Below are 20,062 nucleotides of genomic sequence, written 5' to 3' on the forward strand. Positions count from 1 at the left end.
CGCCCTCCGCCCAGCCCGGCGGCCCCCGCCCCGGCGCGAGCGGCGCCCCCCGGCCCGGCGGTACCAACGGCGCCGGGCTCCCCGGTGCCACCGGCGCCGGACCGGTGGCTCCCGGCCACGGCGGCGGCACCGGCTCCTTCGACGTGTCGGCCGCGCTCGCCGCCGCCACGTCCGACCGTGAGGACCTGCCGTACTTCTCCGGCAACGGCACCACGGGCGGCCCCTCCGGCCCCACCGGCGGCCCCGTCACCGGTGACAGCCCCCTCGGCCCGCCCCCGGCCCCGAACGACCCGTTCGGCCCGGCCGCCGACTTCACCTCCCCGGTCGGCGCGGACTACGCCCAGCCCGGCGGCGGACTCAGCGACGACACCGCGGTCCTCACCCCGCAGCGGCCCGCCGACGGGTCCGGCGCCCCCGGCTACGGCGGCCCCGGCCCCCTGGACAACCCGTCCGGGCACACCCTGACCAGCGGCATCCCCGTCGTGCCCCCGGGCACCCAGGGCGCCCCCTTCGGCCCGGGCGGCGTCGACGGCGCGACCCGGCACACCCCGCCGAAGCTGCCCGACCCCGGTGCGCAGCAGCAGAAGCCCTCCGGCGGCAAGGCCCCGAAGGCGGCGAAGCCCGCCAAGAAGAAGGGCCGCAGCAAGCTGGCGCTCCTCGGCGGCGGCGTGGTCGTCCTCGCCGGCGGTGTCTACGGCGCCGGTCTCCTCATGAACCACTCCGACGTCCCCAAGGGCACCACCGTCCTCGGTGTCGACATCGGCGGCGGCACCCGTGACGAGGCCGTCAACAAGCTGGACAAGGCCTTCGCCGCCCATACGAACAAGGAGCTGAAGCTCACGGTCGACGGCGAGACGGTCACGCTCCGCCCGGACCAGGCCGGACTGCAGTTCGACATGCAGGACACGGTCCGCGTCGCCGCCGTCAGCGACTACAACCCGGTCTCCGTGATCGGCTCCCTCTTCGGGCAGAAGCGGGTCGTCGAGCCCGTCATGCCGGTCGACTCCGAGAAGCTCCGGGCCGCGCTGGAGCGCGCCGCGGGCAGCTCCGGCTCGTCGAGCGACGGCACCGTGAAGTACGAGCCCGGCAAGGCCGTCCCCGTCTACGGAAAGGCCGGCAAGGGCATCGCCGTCGACCAGTCCTCCGACGCCGTCGAGAAGGCCTACCGCACCCAGGTCGAGACCGGTACGACCCCCGCCGTGAGCCTGCCGACCACCGCCAAGGAGCCGTCGGTCGACAAGGCCGAGGTCGACCGGTTCATGAAGGAGTTCGCGCAGCCGGCGATGTCCGGCTTCGTCACCGTGCAGACGGACGCCGCGCACTCCGTGAAGCTCAGCCCCGAGAACTCCCTCTGGAAGTTCCTCACCGTCAAGGCAGTCGACGGCAAGCTCGTCGACTCCTACAACGAGAAGGCCCTGGTGGAGCTCTACGGCGGCACTTTCAACGGTGTCCTGATCACCCGGGCCAACGGCGAGAAGACCCCCGTCAACGCCAAGGACGTCTACGGCGCCCTCCGGCTGGCCCTCAAGAGCAAGACCGACCGGGTCGCCGTGATCGACACGAACCCGACCTGACCGAGCACGCGAGCAGGGGGCACCCGATGACACACCGGGTGCCCCCTGCCCGTGTGTCACCCCTGGCGGTATGACTTCTGTCATGCGGCACACAGGACCACCGACACTGCCGCCGAGGGGGCCCGCGCCGACACCCTGGTTCCCCTGACGACAACAGCGGTCACGACCACCCCGGTGGTCGGGTTCGAGCGGGTGGGCAAGACCTGCGGGAGCGTGCGAGCGGTCGACGGACTGACGCTCGCGCCGCACCCGGGGGAGACCGTCGCCCTGCTCGGCCCGAACGGCGCGGGCAAGTCCACCACCCTCGACCTCCTCCTCGGCCTGAAGCAGCCCGACACCGGCACCGTCCGCGTCCTCGGCACCAGCCCCCGCGAGGCCATCGTCACCGGCCGCGTCGGCGCCATGCCGTACGCCGCGTCCTGACCGGCGAACGGGTCATCGACCCCACCCTCACGGCAGCGGCCCTCGCCGAGGGAGCCAACCCCCTGACCGACCGCGAACGCGAGGTGCTGCGCGCGGCAGCCGACGGCGCCACGAACGCGGAGCCGGCCGAGACCCTCCACCTCTCCCAGGGCACGGTCCGCAGCTACCTCTCCACAGCGATCCAGAAACTGTCGGTCCGCAACCGCCGGGAGGCGGTACGGACCGCACGGGAGAAGGGCTGGCTGTAGGGGGAGAGGGTCGAAGGAACTCAGCGGGGGGAGAGGGGGCCGAGGTGGTCAGTGGGCGGGTGGTGGAAGAGGCGAGGCGGCACGGCGGGCGGGCGATGGAACGGCGAGGCGGCTCGACGGGACCTGGTAGCCGCCGGCCAGTGGCAGCCACCCCAGGGGTGCGGGGAACTGCGCGACCGACCACGACGTACCCGCAGCCGTCAACGAACACAAGCCCCTACGGCGAGGACACGCACCCGGCCCCTGCCGGAAGCCGCACCAGGCCCCCACTGAAGCCGCCTCTCAGTTCAACCGCGCCCGAGCCGCCCCCGCCTGTCGCCGCACCCGTTCCGCCGCGCTGTCGTCCACCTCCGCGACCACCTCCGCGTACGCCTCCAACTCCGCGGCCCCGCGCAGGAACTCCCCCCGCAGCACCAGCAACTGCGCCCACTCGTACCGCAGCCGCGCCGGATGCGAGGGCAGGGCCAGCGACAACTCGATCGCCCACAACGCCACGTCCGACCGCTCGGGCCGGGCCGCGGCCCACGCCCGCACGTTGTTCAGGACCCGCAGCACGACGTCCAGCGGATCGGCCGGCCGCAGCATCCCCGGCTCCAGGGGACCCCCCGTCACCCCCGCGACCAGGGTCTCCGCGTCGCTCCCGCTGAGCACCCGCCCCCCGTCGAACGGATCGGCCAGCACCTGCTCCTCCGCGGGGCCGAACCCCACGACGAAGTGCCCGGGCAGCGCGACCCCGTACACCGGGGCCCCCGCCCGCCGGGCCACCTCCATCCACACCACCGACAGCAGGATCGGCAGCCCCCGCCGCCGCTCCAGCACCCGGTGCAGCAGTGACGACTCCAGCCGCTGGTAGTCCGCGGCGGAGCCGCGGTACCCGCACCGCTCGCCGAGCAGCCCCGCCAGCGCGAGCGCCCATGCCCGGGGCCCGCCGGGACGGTAGGGCAGCAGCCCCGCGAGCCGGTCCAGTTCGATCTGCGCGGCGTCGAGGCCGGCGTCGTCCAGCGCCCCGTCGCCCGCGGCGCCCACGAGCAGGCACAGCGCGGCGAGGTCGGGCCGCTCGGCCCGCGCCTCGGCGGCGAACCGCCGCCGCACCTCGGCGGCCCGCTCCGGCTCCGGCGGCAGGGGCGCGCCCATGCCGGGGTACTGCCCGCTCATGACGACCGGGACGACTCGGAAGCGCCCCCGAACCCCTCGGACGCCCCGCCCCCCGACCCCTCGGCCGCCCCGTTCTCCGGCGCCCGGTAGTGGTGATACGCGTGGTGCGCGGTGAAGCCCATGCCCGTGTACAGCGTCCGTGCGCCCGCGTTGTCCGTCTCGACCTGGAGCCAGCCCGCCGAGGCCCCCTCGTCCAGCGCCCGCTCGGCCAGCGCGGCCATCACGGTCGTCGCGAGGCCCTCCCGGCGGCGCGCCGGATCGACCTCCACGGCCGCGAAACCGGCCCACCGCCCGTCCACGACGCACCGTCCGATCGCCGCGGGCGCGGCACCCTCGGCCCCCGGGACCGTCGCGAACCACACCGAGGGCCCGCTGCCGAGCACCTTCAGCGCGACCTCACTGACTCCCTTGCGCTGGTAGCGGCTGAGCCACGCCTCGTCCGCCGTCCGGGAGAGCCGTACCGCGGGCGCCTCCCGGTCCGCGACGGGCGCGAGCGCCCCGATCCACAGCTCGGCGGTGACCTCACGGATCCACCCGCGGTCCTCCACCTCCGCGCAGAGCAGCTCCTGGGTGCCCTCGGCGCCGGTCGCCAGTTGCAGATACGCGGGCAGCCCCCGGGCCGCGTACCAGCCGCGTACGGCCGTCAGCGCCTCGTCCAGGGGTATGCCTGGGTCGCCGAGGGGCAGCACCGAGTTGGCGCGGCGGGTGAAGCCGGAGGCGGCCCGCAGCTCCCAGCCGCCGAGGGACTCCCGCTCGACGGGCTGCCAGGCCCGCGCGGAGACCCGCGCCAGCTCCTCGTACGAGGCCGCGGGTCCCCGTCGGCGGGCGGGCGCGGCGGGCACCACCTTCCCCGCCACCAGCGACGACTCCTCGATCCGGACGCGCTCCCCGTCCCTGCGGGTGATCAGCAGCACGCCGTCGTCCCATGATGTGAGAACACCAACCGTGTCGGTGAATTTCCGACCCGCGACGGCATCCTCGGCAACCCGCCGCACGGAGACGCGTTTTCCCACGTCAGCGGCGGAAACCCGGATCTCGAGACGTCCACCGGCAGAGATTTCCACAGGTCAGTTCACCCCTCCTGTTCGGATCATGCCCAGGAACGGAGATACTAGGGGCGGGCATCGACGACGCCGCGCTCCCGCGCGCCAGGCGGCGGAGCCTGAGGAGGCCCGCCAGCGCCCTATCGAGGAGGAACGACAGCGTGACCTACGTCATCGCGCAGCCTTGTGTCGACGTCAAGGACAAGGCGTGCATCGAGGAGTGCCCGGTCGACTGCATCTACGAGGGTCAGCGGTCCCTCTACATCCACCCGGATGAATGCGTCGACTGCGGTGCCTGCGAGCCGGTGTGCCCGGTCGAGGCGATCTTCTACGAGGACGACACTCCGGAGGAGTGGAAGGACTACTACAAGGCGAACGTCGAGTTCTTCGACGAGCTCGGCTCTCCCGGCGGTGCGAGCAAGCTCGGCCTGATCGAGCGCGACCACCCCTTCATCGCCGCCCTGCCGCCGCAGGCCTGAGGAAGCGACGCCGCGGGCCCGCCCGGCCGGCGGCCCGCTGCAGGCGCCGCCTCGGTCCCGTACGGTCCGATCACATGATCGCCGTACGGGGCCGAGGCGTTCGCCGTACGAGCAGTACGTACGCCCGCGTCCCGTCCCACGGGCCCGTACGGAGCGTCCGTACGAGAAAGTGAGCCAGATCCCGTGTCCGCAGTCAGCGATCGTCTCCCCACCTTCCCCTGGGACAAGCTGGAGCCGTACAAGGCGACGGCCGCCGCCCACCCCGGCGGCATCGTCGACCTCTCCGTGGGCACCCCGGTCGACCCGGTCCCCGAGCTGGTCCAGAAGGCCCTGGTGGCCGCCGCGGACTCGCCGGGCTACCCGACCGTGTGGGGCACCCCCGAGCTGCGGGACGCGATCACCGGCTGGGCCGAGCGCCGCCTCGGCGCCCGCGGGATCACCCACCGCCATGTCCTGCCGGTCGTCGGCTCCAAGGAGCTGGTGGCCTGGCTCCCCACCCAGCTGGGCCTCGGCCCCGGCGACCGCGTCGCGTACCCGCGCCTCGCCTACCCGACGTACGAGGTGGGCGCCCGCCTCGCCCGCGCCGGGTACGAGGTCTACGACGACCCGACGCGGCTCGACCCCGAGGGCCTGAAGCTCCTCTGGCTGAACTCGCCGTCCAACCCCACCGGCAAGGTCCTCTCCCAGGAGGAGCTGACCCGGATCGTGGCCTGGGCCCGCGAGCACGGCATCCTGCTCTTCTCCGACGAGTGCTACCTGGAGCTGGGCTGGGAGGCGGACCCCGTCTCGGTCCTGCACCCGGACGTCAACGGCGGCTCGTACGACGGCATCGTGGCCGTCCACTCCCTCTCCAAGCGCTCCAACCTCGCGGGCTACCGCGCGGCCTTCCTGCTGGGCGACCCGGCCGTCCTGAACCCGCTCCTGCAGATCCGCAAGCACGGCGGCATGATGACGTCGGCCCCCACTCAGGCCGCCGTGGTCGCCGCCCTCGGCGACGACGCCCACGTCCGCGAGCAGCGCGACCGCTACGCCGCCCGCCGCGCCGCCCTCCGCGCCGCCCTGGAGCGTCACGGCTTCCGCATCGAGCACAGCGAGGCCAGCCTCTACCTCTGGACCACCCGCGACGAGTCCTGCTGGACCACGGTCGCCCACCTCGCCGACCTGGGCATCCTCGTCGCCCCCGGTGACTTCTACGGCTCCGCGGGCGAGCACCACGTTCGCGTCGCCTTCACCGCCACGGACGAGCGGGTCGCGGCGGCGGTGGCCCGGCTGACCGGGGCGTAGTCCCCGCCGGACGACGCCAAAGGGGCCCGGGGACATCCCCGGGCCCCTTCGCGCTGGAGCAGGTGTCAGCCGAGCGGGCTCTTGACCGGCAGCTTGCCGGTGGGCAGGCCGCCCTTGGCGACGGAGTCCGTCGGCAGGCCGCCCTTCGTCGCGCCCTTGGCCGTGTCGCCCAGAGCCGCCCCGGCGGTGCCCGCGGCGTCCCCGGCGGTCTTCTGCGCGACGGGCGTCGTCTTCTTGACGGTCTTCCCGCCGGTCTTGCTCACGGTCGGCAGGGTCTCCTTGGCCGCCTTGCCGCCGACGTTGCTCGCGACGCCGGTGACGCTCTGCGTCGCGCCGTCCGCGGTGTTGCCGGCGTTCGTCCCGTCCACGGCGGACAGACCGCCCAGGTCCGGGGTGGCCGGGAGTTCGGGCGCCGCGCTCGCGGAGCCGGCCGCACCGACCACGGAGGCCGCTCCCGCTGCGGTCAGCAGCGCGGCATTGGCGATCCGGCGGGTCAGGGGGAGGGACATGGTGCTCCTTTGACGGAAGAGAACGGTGAAGTGTCCGACCGTGCCCGGGAGTTGACCGCCGAATGGCTGTCGGCGTGATCGTTCCGGGCTCGGACGCAGTGACTACCGCTCGAAGTCCGTGAAGGTTGCGGCGGCCCAACGTAAAGAGTTGGCAATGCGTCGCATTATCGAATGCGGACAAAAGCAGCTGAATGACGCGCGGTCCGACTGTCTGCCGAATCCTTACAGCCCCGCGCTCCCAAGGAATCCGCCGAGGCGGGGGTGAGCAGGGGAAAACCCGCGCACCCCGTCCACCCGACGCGCCGCGCATACCTCCGACGGGTGAGCCCCGCCCCCCGCTGTCCAGGGACGATTCGGACCGCCGCCCGCGGGCGTCCCGTCCGGGCGCGGCCCCTACCGTCCCGTGACGATGCGGACCTCGGCCGTCGAGCCGCCCGCCGCCGCGGCCTTGCGCCAGGCGCCGGCCCGGCCCTCGGCCACCCACTCCCGCCCGGCGTACGTCACGCGCTGGACGCCCAGCCGGGAGGAGTTCGCCACGGCCCAGTGCGCCAGCTCCCAGCCGCGCCGCCGCACGTCGTCGGCGCCCCCGGAGTCCGACACCGGGATCGTCAGCGCGGACACGGCCGGACTCGGGCTCGCCCCGGTCGCCGGCGCGGCGCTGGACGCCGCCGAGGTGGTCGCGGAGGCGGCGGAGAGCGAGGACTTCACCACCGCCCCGGCCGTCTCGAACATCTTGTCGCCGAAGTCCCGCGCGAGCGCGCTGCGCACCGCCTCGGGCCCGCCGCCGTACGCCGTCGCGGACGCCTCCTGGCGCCCCTCGCAGGTCAGCGTGGCCGCCGCCCGGCCGGTCAGCGCCGCGGCCAGCAGCGTGGCGTCCGGCTCGTGCTTGGCGTAGGCGTCCGGGTAGCCGCTGCGCTGCACCTTCTGGGCGGCCACGGTCAGCGGCAGCTTCTCGTAGCCCGAGACCTTCACCAGGTGCTCGTAGAACTCGCCCGCCGAGTAGACGGGGTCCTGGATCTGCCGCTCGGTGCCCCAGCCCTGCGACGGACGCTGCTGGAACAGCCCCAGCGAGTCCCGGTCGCCGTGCGCGATGTTCCGCAGACCGGACTCCTGGAGCGCGGTCGCCAGCGCGATCGTCACGGCCCGCTCGGGCAGGTCACGGGAGGTGCCGACGGCCGAGATCGTCGCCGCGTTCGCCGCCTGCTCGGGAGTGAACTCGTACGACGTCTTCTCGTCGTCGGCCGACACCACCGTGCACTTCGGTGTGCCGTTGCCCCCGGTCAGATACTGCATGGTCAGATACGCCCCCAGCGCGAGCAGCACGACGAAGGCCGCCGCGAAACGCAGGAAGCAGCCACCGCGTCGACGGGCACGAGGATGAGGAGAAACGGTGTACGACTCTGGCACGCCGTACAAGGTACTGGAGGGTAATGGGAACGTGCCCCCGGTTGTGGACAACCTCCTGGCGGGCGGCGGGAACCGGTCGGCAGCCGGATCCGTGAGCGCGGCGCGTTAGGGTCGGGGCCATGGCCGACACCCCGATTGACCTCACGCTCGACGCCGCGCGGCTGACCGCGCAGCTCGTCGACTTCCCCTCCGAGAGCGGCACCGAGAAGCCGCTCGCGGACGCGATCGAGACCGCGCTGCGCGCCCTGCCGCACCTCACGGTCGAGCGCTACGGCAACAACGTCGTCGCCCGCACCCACCTGGGGCGGGCGGAGCGGGTGATCCTGGCCGGCCACATCGACACCGTGCCCATCGCCGACAACGTCCCCTCCCGTCTCGACGAGGACGGCGTCCTGTGGGGCTGCGGCACCTGCGACATGAAGTCCGGCGTCGCGGTCCAGCTGCGCATCGCGGCCACGGTGCCCTCCCCGAACCGCGACCTGACCTTCGTCTTCTACGACAACGAGGAGGTCGCCGCCGAGCTGAACGGCCTGAAGCACATCGCCGAGGCCCACCCCGAGTGGCTGGAGGGCGACTTCGCGGTCCTCCTGGAGCCCTCCGACGGCCAGGTCGAGGGCGGCTGCCAGGGCACCCTGCGGGTCCTGCTGAGGACCAAGGGCGAACGCGCCCACTCCGCCCGCGGCTGGATGGGCTCCAACGCCATCCACGCCGCCGCCCCCATCCTCGCCCGCCTCGCCGCGTACCAGCCGCGCTACCCGCTGATCGACGGCCTGGAGTACCGCGAGGGCCTCAACGCGGTCGGCATCTCCGGTGGCGTGGCCGGCAACGTCATCCCCGACGAGTGCGTGGTCACGGTCAACTTCCGCTACGCGCCCGACCGCACGGAGGAGGAGGCCATCGCCCATGTCCGTGAGGTCTTCGCCGACTGCGGTGTCGAGGAGTTCGTGGTCGACGACCACAGCCCGGGCGCGCTGCCCGGCCTCTCCCACCCGGCGGCCGCCGCCTTCATCGAGGCGGTCGGCGGCACCCCCTCCCCCAAGTACGGCTGGACGGACGTCTCCCGTTTCAGCTCCCTCGGCGTCCCCGCGGTCAACTACGGCCCGGGCAACCCCCACTTGGCGCACAAGCGGGACGAACGCGTGGAGACCGCGAAGATCCTCGCGGGGGAGGAGCGCCTGCGGGCCTGGCTCACGGCCTGAGGCGGGGGAATGGATTCGGCCGGGTACCCGCTGGAGATGAATCAGCGCATATCGGCGGGGATCGGAACGCGTCGGTGACGGATCGGGGCGGACACGCTCGCGTCCCCCCTCCGTAACCCGCGTGGATCTACGCTGAACCGAACCACCAGCACGGCGGAGGGAGCGGACATGGCGACCGGCAACCCCGAGGGCAAGAACCAGCCACCGGAGGAGCAGCGGCTGGGGCCGGTGCTGCGCAGACGCACCCAGGTGCAGGCGAGCACGACCGACCAACGGCTGCTGGACGCGGGCGGCCCCTCGGACTGGGTCCACACCGACCCCTGGCGGGTCCTGCGCATCCAGTCCGAGTTCATCGAGGGATTCGGCACGCTCGCCGAACTCCCGGCCGCCATCAGCGTCTTCGGCTCCGCCCGGACGCCGGTCGACTCACCCGAGTACGAGGCGGGCGTCCGGCTCGGCCGCGGCCTCGTGGAGGCGGGCTTCGCCGTCATCACCGGCGGCGGCCCCGGGGCCATGGAGGCGGCCAACAAGGGCGCCCTCGAAGCCGGCGGCACCTCCGTCGGACTCGGCATCGAGCTGCCCTTCGAGCAGGGCCTCAACCCCTACGTCGACATCGGCCTCAACTTCCGCTACTTCTTCGTCCGGAAGATGATGTTCGTCAAATACGCCCAGGGCTTCGTCGTCCTACCCGGCGGCCTCGGCACCCTCGACGAGCTCTTCGAGGCCCTCACCCTCGTCCAGACCCAGAAGGTGACCCGCTTCCCGATCGTCCTCTTCGGCGAGTCCTACTGGAGCGGCCTGGTCGACTGGCTCACTCACACGCTCGTGGCCGAGGGCAAGGCCGCGGAGAAGGACCTGACCCTGTTCCACGTCACCGACGACGTGGACGAGGCAGTGGCCCTGGTCTCGAAGGAGGCGGGCCGCTGACCGAGCCCGCCCACCCGTGATCGAGAGGCAGGGGAGCAGCCCCCTGCCTCTCGCTACGCCAGCCCCCGCCGGGCCACCGCCGGAGCCCGGTGCCCGGCGATCGCCCCCACCATGTCGAGCACCTGCCTGGTCTCGGCCACCTCGTGCACCCGGTACACCCGCGCCCCCAGCCACGCCGACACCGCGGTCGTCGCCAGCGTCCCCACCACCCGCTCCTTCACCGGCTTGTCCAGGGTCTCCCCGACGAAGTCCTTGTTGGACAGCGACACCAGCACGGGCCACCCCGTCGCCACCATCTCCCCCAGCCGCCGGGTCGCCTCCAGGCTGTGCCGTGTGTTCTTCCCGAAGTCGTGCCCGGGATCGATCAGCACCGACTCCCGCGGCACCCCCAGCGCCACGGCCCGCTCGGCCAGCCCCACGGTCACCCGCAGGATGTCCGCCATGACGTCGTCGTACTCGACCCGGTGCGGCCGCGTACGGGGCTCGGCGCCCCCCGCGTGCGTGCACACCAGCCCCACCCGGTGGCGCGCCGCCACCTCCGCCAGCCGCGGATCGACCCCGCCCCACGCGTCGTTCAGGAGATCCGCCCCGGCCTCGCAGACGGCCTCCCCGACCTCGTGCCGCCAGGTGTCGACGCTGATGATCACGTCGGGGAACCGCCGCCGCACCTCGGCCACGAACCCCACCGTCCGCCGCGCCTCCTCCTCGGCGGTGACCTCCTCGCCGGGCCCGGCCTTCACCCCGCCGATGTCGATGATCGCGGCCCCCTCGGCGACCGCCCGCTCCACCCGCGCGAGCGCCGGCTCGTCCTGGAAGGTCGCGCCCTGGTCGTAGAAGGAGTCGGGGGTCCGGTTCACGATCGCCATGATCACCGGCTCGTGCGTGCCGAATTCCCGCTTGCCCAGCCTGAGCATCCGCTGTGCCCTCTCCCAGTACGTCCCGCCGATTGACCGCCCTGCCCAACCGCCTGCGACCCTAACTGTCAGACTCGCATGGCACGATCGGAGCGGACACAGTCGAGGGGACCCCAGCGATGTTCATGTTCTTGTTCCTGGTCGTCGCGCTCGCGGTCGTGGTGGCCGCGGTGACGCTCGCCGTGGTGGGCGGCGGCGAGAGCGCCGCCCTGCCCGAGGCCCCGGCCGAGCGGCTCCAGGACCCGCTGCCGGCCGACCGCCCGGTCAACCGCGCCGATGTGGAGGCCCTCCGCTTCCCGGTCGCCGTGCGCGGCTACCGCATGGTGGACGTCGACGACGCCCTCAGCCGCCTCAGCGCCGAGATCGCCGAGCGGGACGCCCGGATCGCCGACCTGGAGTCCGCGCTCGCCGACGCCCGCGCGGCCACCATGACGTCCCTGCGCAAGCCGGAGGAGGGCGAGCACCGGTGAGCGAGGGCACGGCCGTCGCCGGTCCCGACGGCGCCCCGCGCTGCCCCTGGGCCCTGTCCACCGAGGACTACGTGGCGTACCACGACGAGGAGTGGGGCCGCCCGGTCCACGGCGACGACGCGCTGTACGAGCGGCTCTGCCTGGAGGCGTTCCAGTCCGGCCTGTCCTGGATCACCATCCTCCGCCGCCGCGAGGGCTTCCGCGCGGCCTTCGCCGGCTTCAGGATCGCCGACGTTGCCGCTTTCACCGACGCCGACAAGGAGCGGCTCCTCGCCGACCCCGGCATCATCCGCAACCGCGCCAAGATCGAGGCCACGGTCGCCAACGCCCGGGTCCTCGCGCAGTGGTCCCCGGGTGATCTGGACGCCCTGATCTGGTCCCACGCCCCGGACCCGGCCACCCGCCAGGTCCCGAAGACCCTCGCCGACGTCCCCGCGGTCACCCCCGAGTCCACGGCCCTGTCGAAGGCCCTGAAGAAGCAGGGCATCCGCTTCGTCGGCCCGACCACGGCATACGCCCTGATGCAGGCGTGCGGCCTGGTCGACGACCACCTGGAGACCTGCGTGGCGAGAGGGACGCCGCTGTAGGCGTGCCGCTGGACTGATACGGACTTCCAGAGGAGGAGAAGGGCGCGCCCCCGCCAGAGGAGCGCGCCTTTCGAGTGAGTGAGCGGCCGCCGGGCCGGGGCTCAGCGGCCCAGGTACTTCGGCGTCTCCTTGTTCACGAACGCCCGCACGGCGATCGCGTGGTCCTCCGACGCCCCCGCCCGGGTCTGGAGCTCGTCCTCCTTGTCCAGCGTCTCGGCCAGCGAGTGCGAGAACCCGTACGCCATGGCCTCCTTGATCGCCGCGTACGCCACCGTCGGCCCCTCGGCCAACATCCGCGCCACCTGCTCGGCCGCCTCCGACAGGGCGGCCGACGGCACGATCCGGTTGGCGATCCCCAGCTCGTACGCCTCCTGGGCCTTGATGCTGCGCGGGAACATCAGCAGATCGGCCGCGCGGCCCGGCCCGATGACGCGCGGCAGCGTCCACGAGACCCCGGAGTCCGCGGTGAGCGCGACCCCGGCGAACGACGTGTTGAACGCGGCGGTCTCGGCGACCACCCGGTAGTCCGCGGCCAGCGCGAAGCCCAGGCCGGCCCCGGCGGCCACCCCGTTCACGCCCGCCACCACCGGCTTCGCCATGCCCGCGATGGCCTTCACGATCGGGTTGTAGTGCTCCTTGACGGTACTCATGACCTGCGTCGAGTCCTCGACGAGCAGCCCGATGTGCTCCTTGAGGTCCTGCCCCACACAGAAGGCCCGGTCCCCGGCGGCGGTCAGCAGCACGGCCCGCACCGCGTCGTCCCCGGCGGCGGACTCCACGGCCTCCCGCAGCGCGACCTTGGTCGCGATGTTCAGCGCGTTCATCGCCTCGGGGCGGTTCAGCGTGATCGTCGCGAGTCCGTCGTGCACCTCGTAGAGCACGGTGTCGGCCATGGCGGTTACCCCTCCGGTGTCGCGGCTGGTGACGTACTGGTCGGTACGCCCTGCGTCACAGCACAGCATGTCGGAGATCACTGGCGGTGGCGCGGGCCGGACGTGTGACCTGCGTCAAAGAATCACGATCGGCCGAGCGGTGACCGAAGTCGGTGTGGTGGCGCAGTATCGCAGCCACATCGCCGAATTGGGTGGTTTTGCTCGCGCGCGTTGCCCAAGCGATGCCTACTGATGTTGGTCATCGGGTCGTGAGATGCGGGATAATGGCCTGGAAGCAATGTGTTCGATGCCGGTGTCGCGTGTCCCCAGGTGGGCCCGCGCCTGCCCTCCAGGGCCGTCGGCTTTGGCGATGAGCTGGTTTCAGGAAGGGGAACGAGCATGGCGGCCATGAAGCCGCGGACGGGCGATGGCCCGCTCGAGGTGACCAAGGAGGGGCGGGGCATCGTCATGCGCGTTCCCCTCGAAGGCGGCGGTCGGCTCGTCGTCGAGCTGACCCCTGACGAGGCCGACGCCCTCGGCGACGCCCTCAAGAAGGTCGTCGGCTGACGCGCGTAGCGACCCATATCTCCTCAGCGCCCCGGCACCGCCCCTCGGTGGTGCCGGGGCGCTGTTGTACCGGGCGGACCGGGGACGTACCGGGTGAACGACGGAGGCGGGGCGGGAGCCCTCAGCGCTTGACCGCGCAGAGCAGGCCGTCGCCCACAGGGAGCAGGGAGGGCACCAGCTCGGCGCTCTCACGGACCGTGCGCAGGAGCTCCCGCAGACGTATGACCTCGGTGGGCTGGGGACCGGAGTCGACCGTGCGGCCGCTGGCGAAGACGCCCTCGAAGGCGACCAGCCCGCCGGGTCTGAGCAGACGCAACGATTCAGCGAGGTAGTCGAGGCTCTCCAGCCGGTCGCCGTCGCAGAAGACGAGGTCGTACCCGGCATCCGCGAGCCGGGGCAGCACATCGAGGGCGTGGCCCGGGATGAAACGCGCGCGGTTGCTGGCGAAGCCCGCCGCGCGGAACGCCTGCCGGGCGAACTGCTGGTGCTCCGGCTCCGGATCGACGGTGGTCAGCACACCGTCCGGCCGCATGCCGTGCAGCAGATGGATGCCGGAGACGCCGGTCCCGGTACCGATCTCCGCGACCGCCTTCGCGTCCACTGAGGCCGCGAGCATGCTCAACGCGGCGCCTGTGCCGGGCGACACCGAGCGCAGCCCTGCTTCCCGAGCCCGGTCGCGAGCCCAGCGCAGCGCGTCGTCCTCGGCGACAAAGGCGTCGGCGAACGCCCAGCTCGTCAGCCGGTTGCCGGTAATGACCCTCTCCTTATGTACCCGCGGATGCCTGGGCGTGACTGTATCCGTTGCCGCCGGGAACCTGCTGATGGGACCGGTCGTTTAAAGGGATGAGTGAGTGACGGGGGCCGCGACGGGGGTCAAGTGATGGATCGGTACGGCGAGCAGGCGCCGGTGCAGGTGCTGACAAAGCCATATGAGCCGGATCGGCCGGATCGGCCGTATGAGGCACATCGGCACACATCAAATTCTCGTAAAACCGCTTATCCGGAGCTAACGGGCGAGGTGGCTATGGTAGGGGCTCCACTGGACACCACCAGAGCCGATAGGGGAGGTGCGGCTGCGCCTGTGGATCGGGGAGGAGTGCTGCGGCGCTTCCTCGGATCGGCGGGTAGGCCGAAATCCGTGAACGACACCGCTGACCACGCCCACGCCGACGCTGCCGCCGCACACGGAGCGCAGACTGCGACCTTCACCACGGACGCGCACGCGCAGGCGTGGACTCCGCCCACCTGGGAGGAGATCGTCAGCACCCACAGCGGCCGGGTCTACCGCCTCGCCTACCGTCTGACCGGCAACCAGCACGACGCCGAGGACCTCACCCAGGAGGTCTTCGTCCGCGTCTTCCGCTCCCTGTCGACGTACACGCCCGGCACCTTCGAGGGCTGGCTGCACCGCATCACCACGAACCTCTTCCTGGACATGGTCCGGCGCAAGCAGCGCATCCGCTTCGACGCCCTCGGGGAGGACGCGGCCGAGCGCCTGCCCAGCCGCGAGCCCACCCCGCAGCAGATCTTCAACGACGCGCATTTCGACGCCGACGTCCAGCAGGCCCTCGACACCCTCGCGCCGGAGTTCCGCGCCGCCGTCGTCCTCTGCGACATCGAAGGACTGTCGTACGAGGAGATCGCCGCGACCCTCGGCGTCAAGCTCGGTACGGTCCGCTCGCGGATCCACCGCGGCCGCTCCCAGCTCCGCAAGGCCCTCGCGCACCGCTCCCCGGAGGCCCGGGCCGAGCAGCGCCGCGGCTTCACGGTGCCCCGGGTGCCCGCGCTGGGAGGAGGGGGCGCGACCGCGTGAGTGGATCCCGGCCCACCCCTGCTGAGCAGCATCTGGGAGACCGACTCTCCGCGCTGGTCGACGGAGAGCTCGGTCATGAGGCGCGCGAACGCGTCCTGGCACATCTGGCCACGTGTCCGAAGTGCAAGGCGGAGGCGGACGCCCAGCGCCGACTGAAGAATGTCTTCGCGGAGGCCGCGCCGCCGCCTCCCTCCGAGAGCTTCCTGGCCCGGCTCCAGATGCTCCCGGCGGGCGGCGACCTCGACGGCGGCTCCCCGCTGGACGGCGGAGGCTTCGGAGGGAGACTCGGGGGGACGCCCGGCGGCCCCGGACTCCCGCTCACCCCCTCCGACAACCGGGGCTTCGCCGACTTCGGCGTCTTCGGTACCACCGGGGACTCCTTCGGATACGTCCCCTCGGGTCCGCACAGCGGCGCGCTCTCACCGTCGGAAGGCCGTGGACTGCTCGGCGGCCGGGGCCTGACGGGGGGACGCGGTTTCCTCGGTGACCGGGGCCTCCTCGGTGCTCGGGGCTTCCTCGGCGACCGAGGCGCGCTCAACGGGCGTTCCCCGTCCGGCGACCGCGGCTTCCTCGGCGGAGACGGCAGGCTCTCCGCCGACGGGGACAGCGGCGAGGGCCGGCAGGACACGGCCGCCGAGGAGCGCGGAGCCACGGGTGACCGCGGCTTTCGGATCCATGACGTGAGCCGGCACGAGGCCGAGCGTTCGGCCTCGCGCGGTATGCGGTTCGCGTTCGTGGCGGCCGGCGCGGTCTCGCTGGCCGCGATCGCGCTGGGCGGTATGACCTCCGGTGTGCCCGCCGAGACGGTGGACGCCCGGGGCGGCGCCGGCTCCGGCAGCAACGTCACTCCTCTGCGGACCCAGACCACCGGAGCGGCCACGAGCCCCGAGGCGCAGCGCCGCCGGGGAACCCTCGGCCCCCTCCTCGGACAGGGCCAGCGGGCCGAGGTGTCGGTGGCGCCGACGGAGGTCTCCGCGCCCCTGCTGCCCGGGATCCCCGCGCCGGGCGGACAGCTCCGCGAGGCAGTGAACCCTCTGCCCACGCCCGTCCTCACGGGCGCGGCCGTCATGTCCCCGCTGATACGTCCGCTCACGGCGGCACCGCCGTTCCAGCTGACGACGTGGTCCCAGGCGCCCGAGCTCACCGCTCCGGGCCTGCTGAGGGCCCCGGACACCACCTCGTCTCCCACTCCCACCTCCCCTGCCCTCCGCTGACCCCGAGTTCTGCGCGCCGGCCCGCGAACCTGGTTGAATCCAGAGTGGGCCGTGTCCGCTCCGGCCGGTTCCGGCCGGCGGCACTCGGCGAACGGTGGGCGTAGGGCCGGTCCTTGGGACGGGCCCCAGGTGTGGGGAGAACATGAACGAGGGGAAGCCCACGAAGGGGAAGTGGTGGAGCCGACCCCGAGCGCACGGCGCGGGGGCCGGGACGACGGGGGACCACAGCGGGCCTTCGGGGGCCGACGGGGTGCCCACGGACGCGGTACGCGACGGGGGCGACAGAGCTGGCGACGAGGGCGGCACGACGGGTGACGGAGCCCGCTGGTCGAGCGACGAGGGCGGCAGGGCGAGAGACGGGGGCGATTTCGAGTTGGAGCGACCCGCGACGACACCGGCCCCCGGCCGCCCCACCCACGACGACGACTTCGAACTGGCCGACCCCGTGAAACCGTCCCGACAGGACGAGCCGCCGGGGGAGGCCGCGTCGTCGACCGGCTCGGCGCGGAGTGCGGACGGTACGGACGCGGACAGTGGTGACTTCGAGCTGGAGCGGCCGGTTCGCCCGGGCCCGGGCGGGGGCGCCGACGCGACGACGACTCTGAGCGTCGACACGGGCGGGACGGCACTGGCGGCTGCGGGCAGCGCCCACGTCGAGGCGGACCAGACGACCACACGGCTCGTCCTGGAGAAGAGCGCGCCCACGACTGACGAAACGACTCCGCTCCCGCGTCACGAGGCACCGGCGACCGTGGTCGAGGCGGGCGTGGCCGAGGCGGGCGTGGGGGAGCAGGGCCTGCCGGAGCCGATGGGTGCCCAAGGCCCCGCCGAAGGCCCGGCAACGGCCGTGGACCGCCCCAAGCCGCTGCACGACCCGGATCCCTACAGCACCCCGCCCTACGGCGAGCCCGGCCCTTGGGCGCCCGCACCGCCGGTCCAGCACCCGGCGACAACCCCGGCGCACGGTACGACTGTTCAGCAGGGGACGCCGGCGCCCAGTGTGCCCAGCCCAGCGGCTGCCCCGGCGCCCGGCGCGACGGCCCCGGCCGCACCCCCGGAGCCCGGCGTGACGACCACCATGGCGGCGCCCCGGACCGCCGCGCACACCCCACCGCCGGCCCACTCGACCAACGGCACGCACGCCACGTCGGCCGCCCCCTCACCGGCGCCCGCCCCTTACGGAAACGCGGCCCCGCCGGCGTACGCGGACGGCCAACACCCCGTGGCGCCCCCGTATGTGGACGGCCAACACCCCGTGGCACCGCCGTACTCGGGCGGCTCCCACTCCGCGGCGCTCCCGTATGCGGAGGGCCCCCACGCCACATCGCCCCCGTATGCGGGCGGCTCCCAGCCCACGCCGCCCGCCCACCCGGACGCCCCCCAGCCCGGCAACCCGGCCGCCCCCTACCCAGACTCGACGCAGCCCCCCTTCGCGGATGCTCCCCAAGGGGCCTCCCAGGCGCCCCGGGATCCCTGGGGGAACTACGACCCCTGGTCCGCGTCGGGGTCGTTGCAGCAGAACGGGGCCGGTGTCGACGACATGGCGCGGCGGCGGAAGCGGGGGATGAAGATCCTCGTGCTGGGCGCCGTGTTGATCGCGCTCGTGTCCGGCGGTGTCGGCGGGGCCGTGGGGGCGTATCTGGAGCGCAACGGCGGGGTCGGCGAGGTCGAGCTGCCGCAGGCCGACGGCGGGACGACCGGGCGCGCCCCGGACAGCGTCGCCGGGATCGCCGCCAGCGCGCTGCCCAGCGTCGTGACCCTCCATGTGAGCGGCTCCGACGCGCAGGGCACCGGCACCGGGTTCGTGCTGGACAAGCGGGGGCACATCCTCACGAACAACCACGTCGTGGAGCCCGCCGGGGACGACGGCGAGATCACGGTCACCTTCAGCGGCGGTGAGACCGCCGACGCCAGCCTGGTCGGCCGGGACAGCGGATACGACCTCGCCGTCGTCAAGGTGTCGGGGGTCGACGAGCTGAAGCCGCTGCCGCTCGGCAACTCCGACGACGTGCGGGTCGGCGACCCGGTCGTCGCGATCGGCGCCCCCTTCGACCTCGCCAACACCGTCACCTCCGGCATCATCAGCGCCAAGGAGCGGCCCATCACGGCCGGCGGGGACGGCGGCGACCGCAGCGACGTGTCGTACGTCGACGCGTTGCAGACCGACGCGCCGATAAACCCCGGCAACTCCGGCGGCCCCCTCGTCGACGTCAACGCCCGGGTGATCGGGATCAACAGCGCCATCCGGTCCGCGGGCAGCGGCTCCGAGTCGGACGGCGGCCAGGCCGGTTCGATCGGGCTCGGTTTCGCGATACCGATCAACCAGGGCAAGCGCGTCGCCGAGGAACTGATCAACACGGGCAAGGCGACCCACCCGGTGATCGGCGTGACCCTCGACATGGACTACTCGGGTGACGGGGCCCGTGTCGGCGACGACAGCGACGGCACCGTGAAGGAGGGCGGACCCGCCGACCGGGCGGGCATCCGCGCGGGCGACGTGATCACCGCGGTCGACGGGCAGCGCGTCCACTCCGGCGACGAACTGATCGTCAAGGTGCGCGCCCACCGGCCCGGTGACCGGCTCGAACTCACCGTCCAGCGGGACGGCGGGGAGCAGAAGGTCACCCTGACCCTGGGCTCCTCCGACGGGGGCTGACACATGCGCGCGTGACAGCAACTTCACAGGAGGGGGAGTCGTGCCCCCTCCTGTCAGGCAAACAGCTGGGAAAACCCGTGGCGTGACCATGGTCCGGGGCCGCCCGACAGTACCGGTTCGACAGCATCGCCGGGTACCGTGGACCCGGCCCGGACCACGGAAGACCTGCCGAGGCCCGCGGATCGGGACCGAGGACATCGCAAGGAGCTTCAGGTGTTCAATGACATAGGTGCGCTCGAGGTGGTGACGCTCGTCGTCCTCGCCGTGCTCGTCTTCGGACCGGAGAAGCTCCCGAAGGTCATCCAGGACGTCACGCGGACCATCCGCAAGATCCGCGAGTTCTCGGACAGCGCCAAGCAGGACATCCGCAACGAACTCGGCCCCGAGTTCAAGGACTTCGAGTTCGAGGACCTCAACCCCAAGACGTTCATCCGCAAGCAGCTGGACAACGACGAACTGGGGCTGAAGGAGATCCGCAACGGCTTCGACCTGAAGAAGGAGATGGCCGAGCTGACGGACGCGGTCCACGGCCGGGAGTCCGAGTCGTCCTCCGCCTCCCCCTCCAGCTCCTCCTCCGGGTCCGGCGGCTCCGTCGACATGACCAAGAAACGCGAGAAGCTCGAACTGGAAGAGCGCCCGCCGTACGACCTGGACGCCACCTGAGCCGACCGCACGGTCGCCCGCCCGAGCCGCGCCGCCCGAAGGCGTCCGCACGGCCTCC

19 protein-coding genes and 2 pseudogenes are annotated in these 20,062 nt (G+C 72.8%); 14 read left to right on the top strand and 7 right to left on the bottom strand.

The window, feature by feature from the left end; translation table 11 throughout:
* From M8J73_RS42250 to M8J73_RS42260, 3 genes and pseudogenes are all read left to right on the top strand, one after another.
* The coding region (locus tag M8J73_RS42250) for a hypothetical protein (protein ID WP_249829832.1) at positions 1-1,574 on the top strand (1,574 nt) is incomplete at its 5' end.
* Positions 1,575-1,718: 144 nt separating this feature from the next.
* Positions 1,719-1,979 (top strand): annotated as a pseudogene (locus M8J73_RS42255) (ATP-binding cassette domain-containing protein); the annotation flags it as partial.
* Positions 1,979-2,245 (top strand): annotated as a pseudogene (locus tag M8J73_RS42260) (response regulator transcription factor); the annotation flags it as partial. The pseudogenes M8J73_RS42255 and M8J73_RS42260, both read left to right, overlap by 1 nt.
* Before the next feature lie 282 nt (positions 2,246-2,527).
* Here M8J73_RS42260 and M8J73_RS42265 read toward each other — a convergent pair.
* Both M8J73_RS42265 and M8J73_RS42270 read right to left on the bottom strand, forming a co-directional pair.
* Entirely contained in the window at positions 2,528-3,400 is an 873-nt protein-coding gene (locus tag M8J73_RS42265; RefSeq protein WP_372504106.1) for a transglutaminase family protein, read from the bottom strand.
* The gene (locus M8J73_RS42270; RefSeq protein ID WP_249829833.1) at positions 3,397-4,464 is read right to left on the bottom strand and encodes a GNAT family N-acetyltransferase; all 1,068 of its coding nucleotides are present in this window, start codon (positions 4,462-4,464) and stop codon (positions 3,397-3,399) included. Before M8J73_RS42270 ends, M8J73_RS42265 begins: the two co-directional genes overlap by 4 nt.
* Before the next feature lie 140 nt (positions 4,465-4,604).
* Here M8J73_RS42270 and fdxA point away from each other — a divergent pair, with 140 nt between their 5' ends.
* Positions 4,605-4,922, top strand: a complete 318-nt coding sequence (fdxA, locus tag M8J73_RS42275; protein ID WP_004926152.1) for a ferredoxin — start codon at positions 4,605-4,607, stop codon at positions 4,920-4,922.
* A 183-nt stretch (positions 4,923-5,105) separates the two neighbouring features.
* The gene (locus M8J73_RS42280; RefSeq protein WP_055536530.1) at positions 5,106-6,206 is read left to right on the top strand and encodes a bifunctional succinyldiaminopimelate transaminase/glutamate-prephenate aminotransferase; all 1,101 of its coding nucleotides are present in this window, start codon (positions 5,106-5,108) and stop codon (positions 6,204-6,206) included.
* A gap of 65 nt (positions 6,207-6,271) precedes the next feature.
* On the opposite strand, the gene M8J73_RS42285 is transcribed toward M8J73_RS42280, so the two are convergent.
* Both M8J73_RS42285 and M8J73_RS42290 read right to left on the bottom strand, forming a co-directional pair.
* Positions 6,272-6,715 carry a hypothetical protein gene (locus M8J73_RS42285; RefSeq protein WP_055536529.1) on the bottom strand — a complete coding sequence of 148 codons (444 nt, stop codon included), beginning with the start codon at positions 6,713-6,715 and terminating at the stop codon, positions 6,272-6,274.
* A 393-nt stretch (positions 6,716-7,108) separates the two neighbouring features.
* The gene (locus M8J73_RS42290) at positions 7,109-8,122 is read right to left on the bottom strand and encodes a VldE C-terminal domain-containing protein (protein WP_206187730.1); all 1,014 of its coding nucleotides are present in this window, start codon (positions 8,120-8,122) and stop codon (positions 7,109-7,111) included.
* A 119-nt stretch (positions 8,123-8,241) separates the two neighbouring features.
* On the opposite strand from M8J73_RS42290, the gene dapE reads away from it, so the two are divergent.
* Both dapE and M8J73_RS42300 read left to right on the top strand, forming a co-directional pair.
* Positions 8,242-9,321 carry a succinyl-diaminopimelate desuccinylase gene (gene dapE, locus M8J73_RS42295; RefSeq protein WP_055536528.1) on the top strand — a complete coding sequence of 360 codons (1,080 nt, stop codon included), beginning with the start codon at positions 8,242-8,244 and terminating at the stop codon, positions 9,319-9,321.
* A 168-nt stretch (positions 9,322-9,489) separates the two neighbouring features.
* A complete protein-coding gene (locus tag M8J73_RS42300; protein ID WP_055536527.1) occupies positions 9,490-10,248 on the top strand; it encodes an LOG family protein in 759 nt (252 codons plus the stop codon).
* A 53-nt stretch (positions 10,249-10,301) separates the two neighbouring features.
* On the opposite strand, the gene folP is transcribed toward M8J73_RS42300, so the two are convergent.
* On the bottom strand, positions 10,302-11,162 hold the full coding sequence (folP, locus tag M8J73_RS42305) for a dihydropteroate synthase (protein ID WP_055536526.1): 861 nt from the start codon (positions 11,160-11,162) through the stop codon (positions 10,302-10,304).
* A gap of 119 nt (positions 11,163-11,281) precedes the next feature.
* Between folP and M8J73_RS42310 the strand changes: the two genes are divergently transcribed.
* Both M8J73_RS42310 and M8J73_RS42315 read left to right on the top strand, forming a co-directional pair.
* The gene (locus M8J73_RS42310; protein ID WP_055536525.1) at positions 11,282-11,632 is read left to right on the top strand and encodes a DivIVA domain-containing protein; all 351 of its coding nucleotides are present in this window, start codon (positions 11,282-11,284) and stop codon (positions 11,630-11,632) included.
* The gene (locus M8J73_RS42315) at positions 11,629-12,219 is read left to right on the top strand and encodes a DNA-3-methyladenine glycosylase I (protein ID WP_055536524.1); all 591 of its coding nucleotides are present in this window, start codon (positions 11,629-11,631) and stop codon (positions 12,217-12,219) included. The genes M8J73_RS42310 and M8J73_RS42315 overlap by 4 nt, the downstream gene beginning before the upstream one ends.
* A 101-nt stretch (positions 12,220-12,320) precedes the next feature.
* Here the strand turns inward: M8J73_RS42315 and chcB are convergent, their stop codons facing one another.
* Positions 12,321-13,112 (bottom strand): 2-cyclohexenylcarbonyl CoA isomerase, encoded by a 792-nt coding sequence (gene chcB, locus M8J73_RS42320; protein ID WP_055536531.1) that lies wholly within the window; start codon positions 13,110-13,112, stop codon positions 12,321-12,323.
* Between the two features lie 378 nt (positions 13,113-13,490).
* On the opposite strand from chcB, the gene M8J73_RS42325 reads away from it, so the two are divergent.
* On the top strand, positions 13,491-13,658 hold the full coding sequence (locus tag M8J73_RS42325; protein WP_003966491.1) for a DUF3117 domain-containing protein: 168 nt from the start codon (positions 13,491-13,493) through the stop codon (positions 13,656-13,658).
* A 121-nt stretch (positions 13,659-13,779) separates the two neighbouring features.
* On the opposite strand, the gene M8J73_RS42330 is transcribed toward M8J73_RS42325, so the two are convergent.
* A complete protein-coding gene (locus M8J73_RS42330; protein WP_079054609.1) occupies positions 13,780-14,397 on the bottom strand; it encodes an O-methyltransferase in 618 nt (205 codons plus the stop codon).
* Positions 14,398-14,754: 357 nt separating this feature from the next.
* Here M8J73_RS42330 and sigE point away from each other — a divergent pair, with 357 nt between their 5' ends.
* From sigE to M8J73_RS42350, 4 genes are all read left to right on the top strand, one after another.
* Positions 14,755-15,471, top strand: coding sequence for an RNA polymerase sigma factor SigE (gene sigE, locus M8J73_RS42335; RefSeq protein WP_079054608.1), 717 nt, complete (start codon positions 14,755-14,757; stop codon positions 15,469-15,471).
* Entirely contained in the window at positions 15,468-16,685 is a 1,218-nt protein-coding gene (locus M8J73_RS42340) for an anti-sigma factor family protein (RefSeq protein ID WP_249829834.1), read from the top strand. The genes sigE and M8J73_RS42340 overlap by 4 nt, the downstream gene beginning before the upstream one ends.
* 142 nt (positions 16,686-16,827) lie before the next feature.
* Complete coding sequence (locus tag M8J73_RS45855) at positions 16,828-19,341, top strand: S1C family serine protease (protein ID WP_420834084.1); 2,514 nt, start codon at positions 16,828-16,830, stop codon at positions 19,339-19,341.
* A 213-nt stretch (positions 19,342-19,554) separates the two neighbouring features.
* On the top strand, positions 19,555-20,004 hold the full coding sequence (locus M8J73_RS42350) for a sec-independent translocase (protein WP_055537889.1): 450 nt from the start codon (positions 19,555-19,557) through the stop codon (positions 20,002-20,004).
* Positions 20,005-20,062 lie beyond the last annotated feature (58 nt).

Origin of the sequence: Streptomyces neyagawaensis (assembly GCF_023516595.1) — a bacterium.
GTDB classification, from domain to species: domain Bacteria; phylum Actinomycetota; class Actinomycetes; order Streptomycetales; family Streptomycetaceae; genus Streptomyces; species Streptomyces neyagawaensis.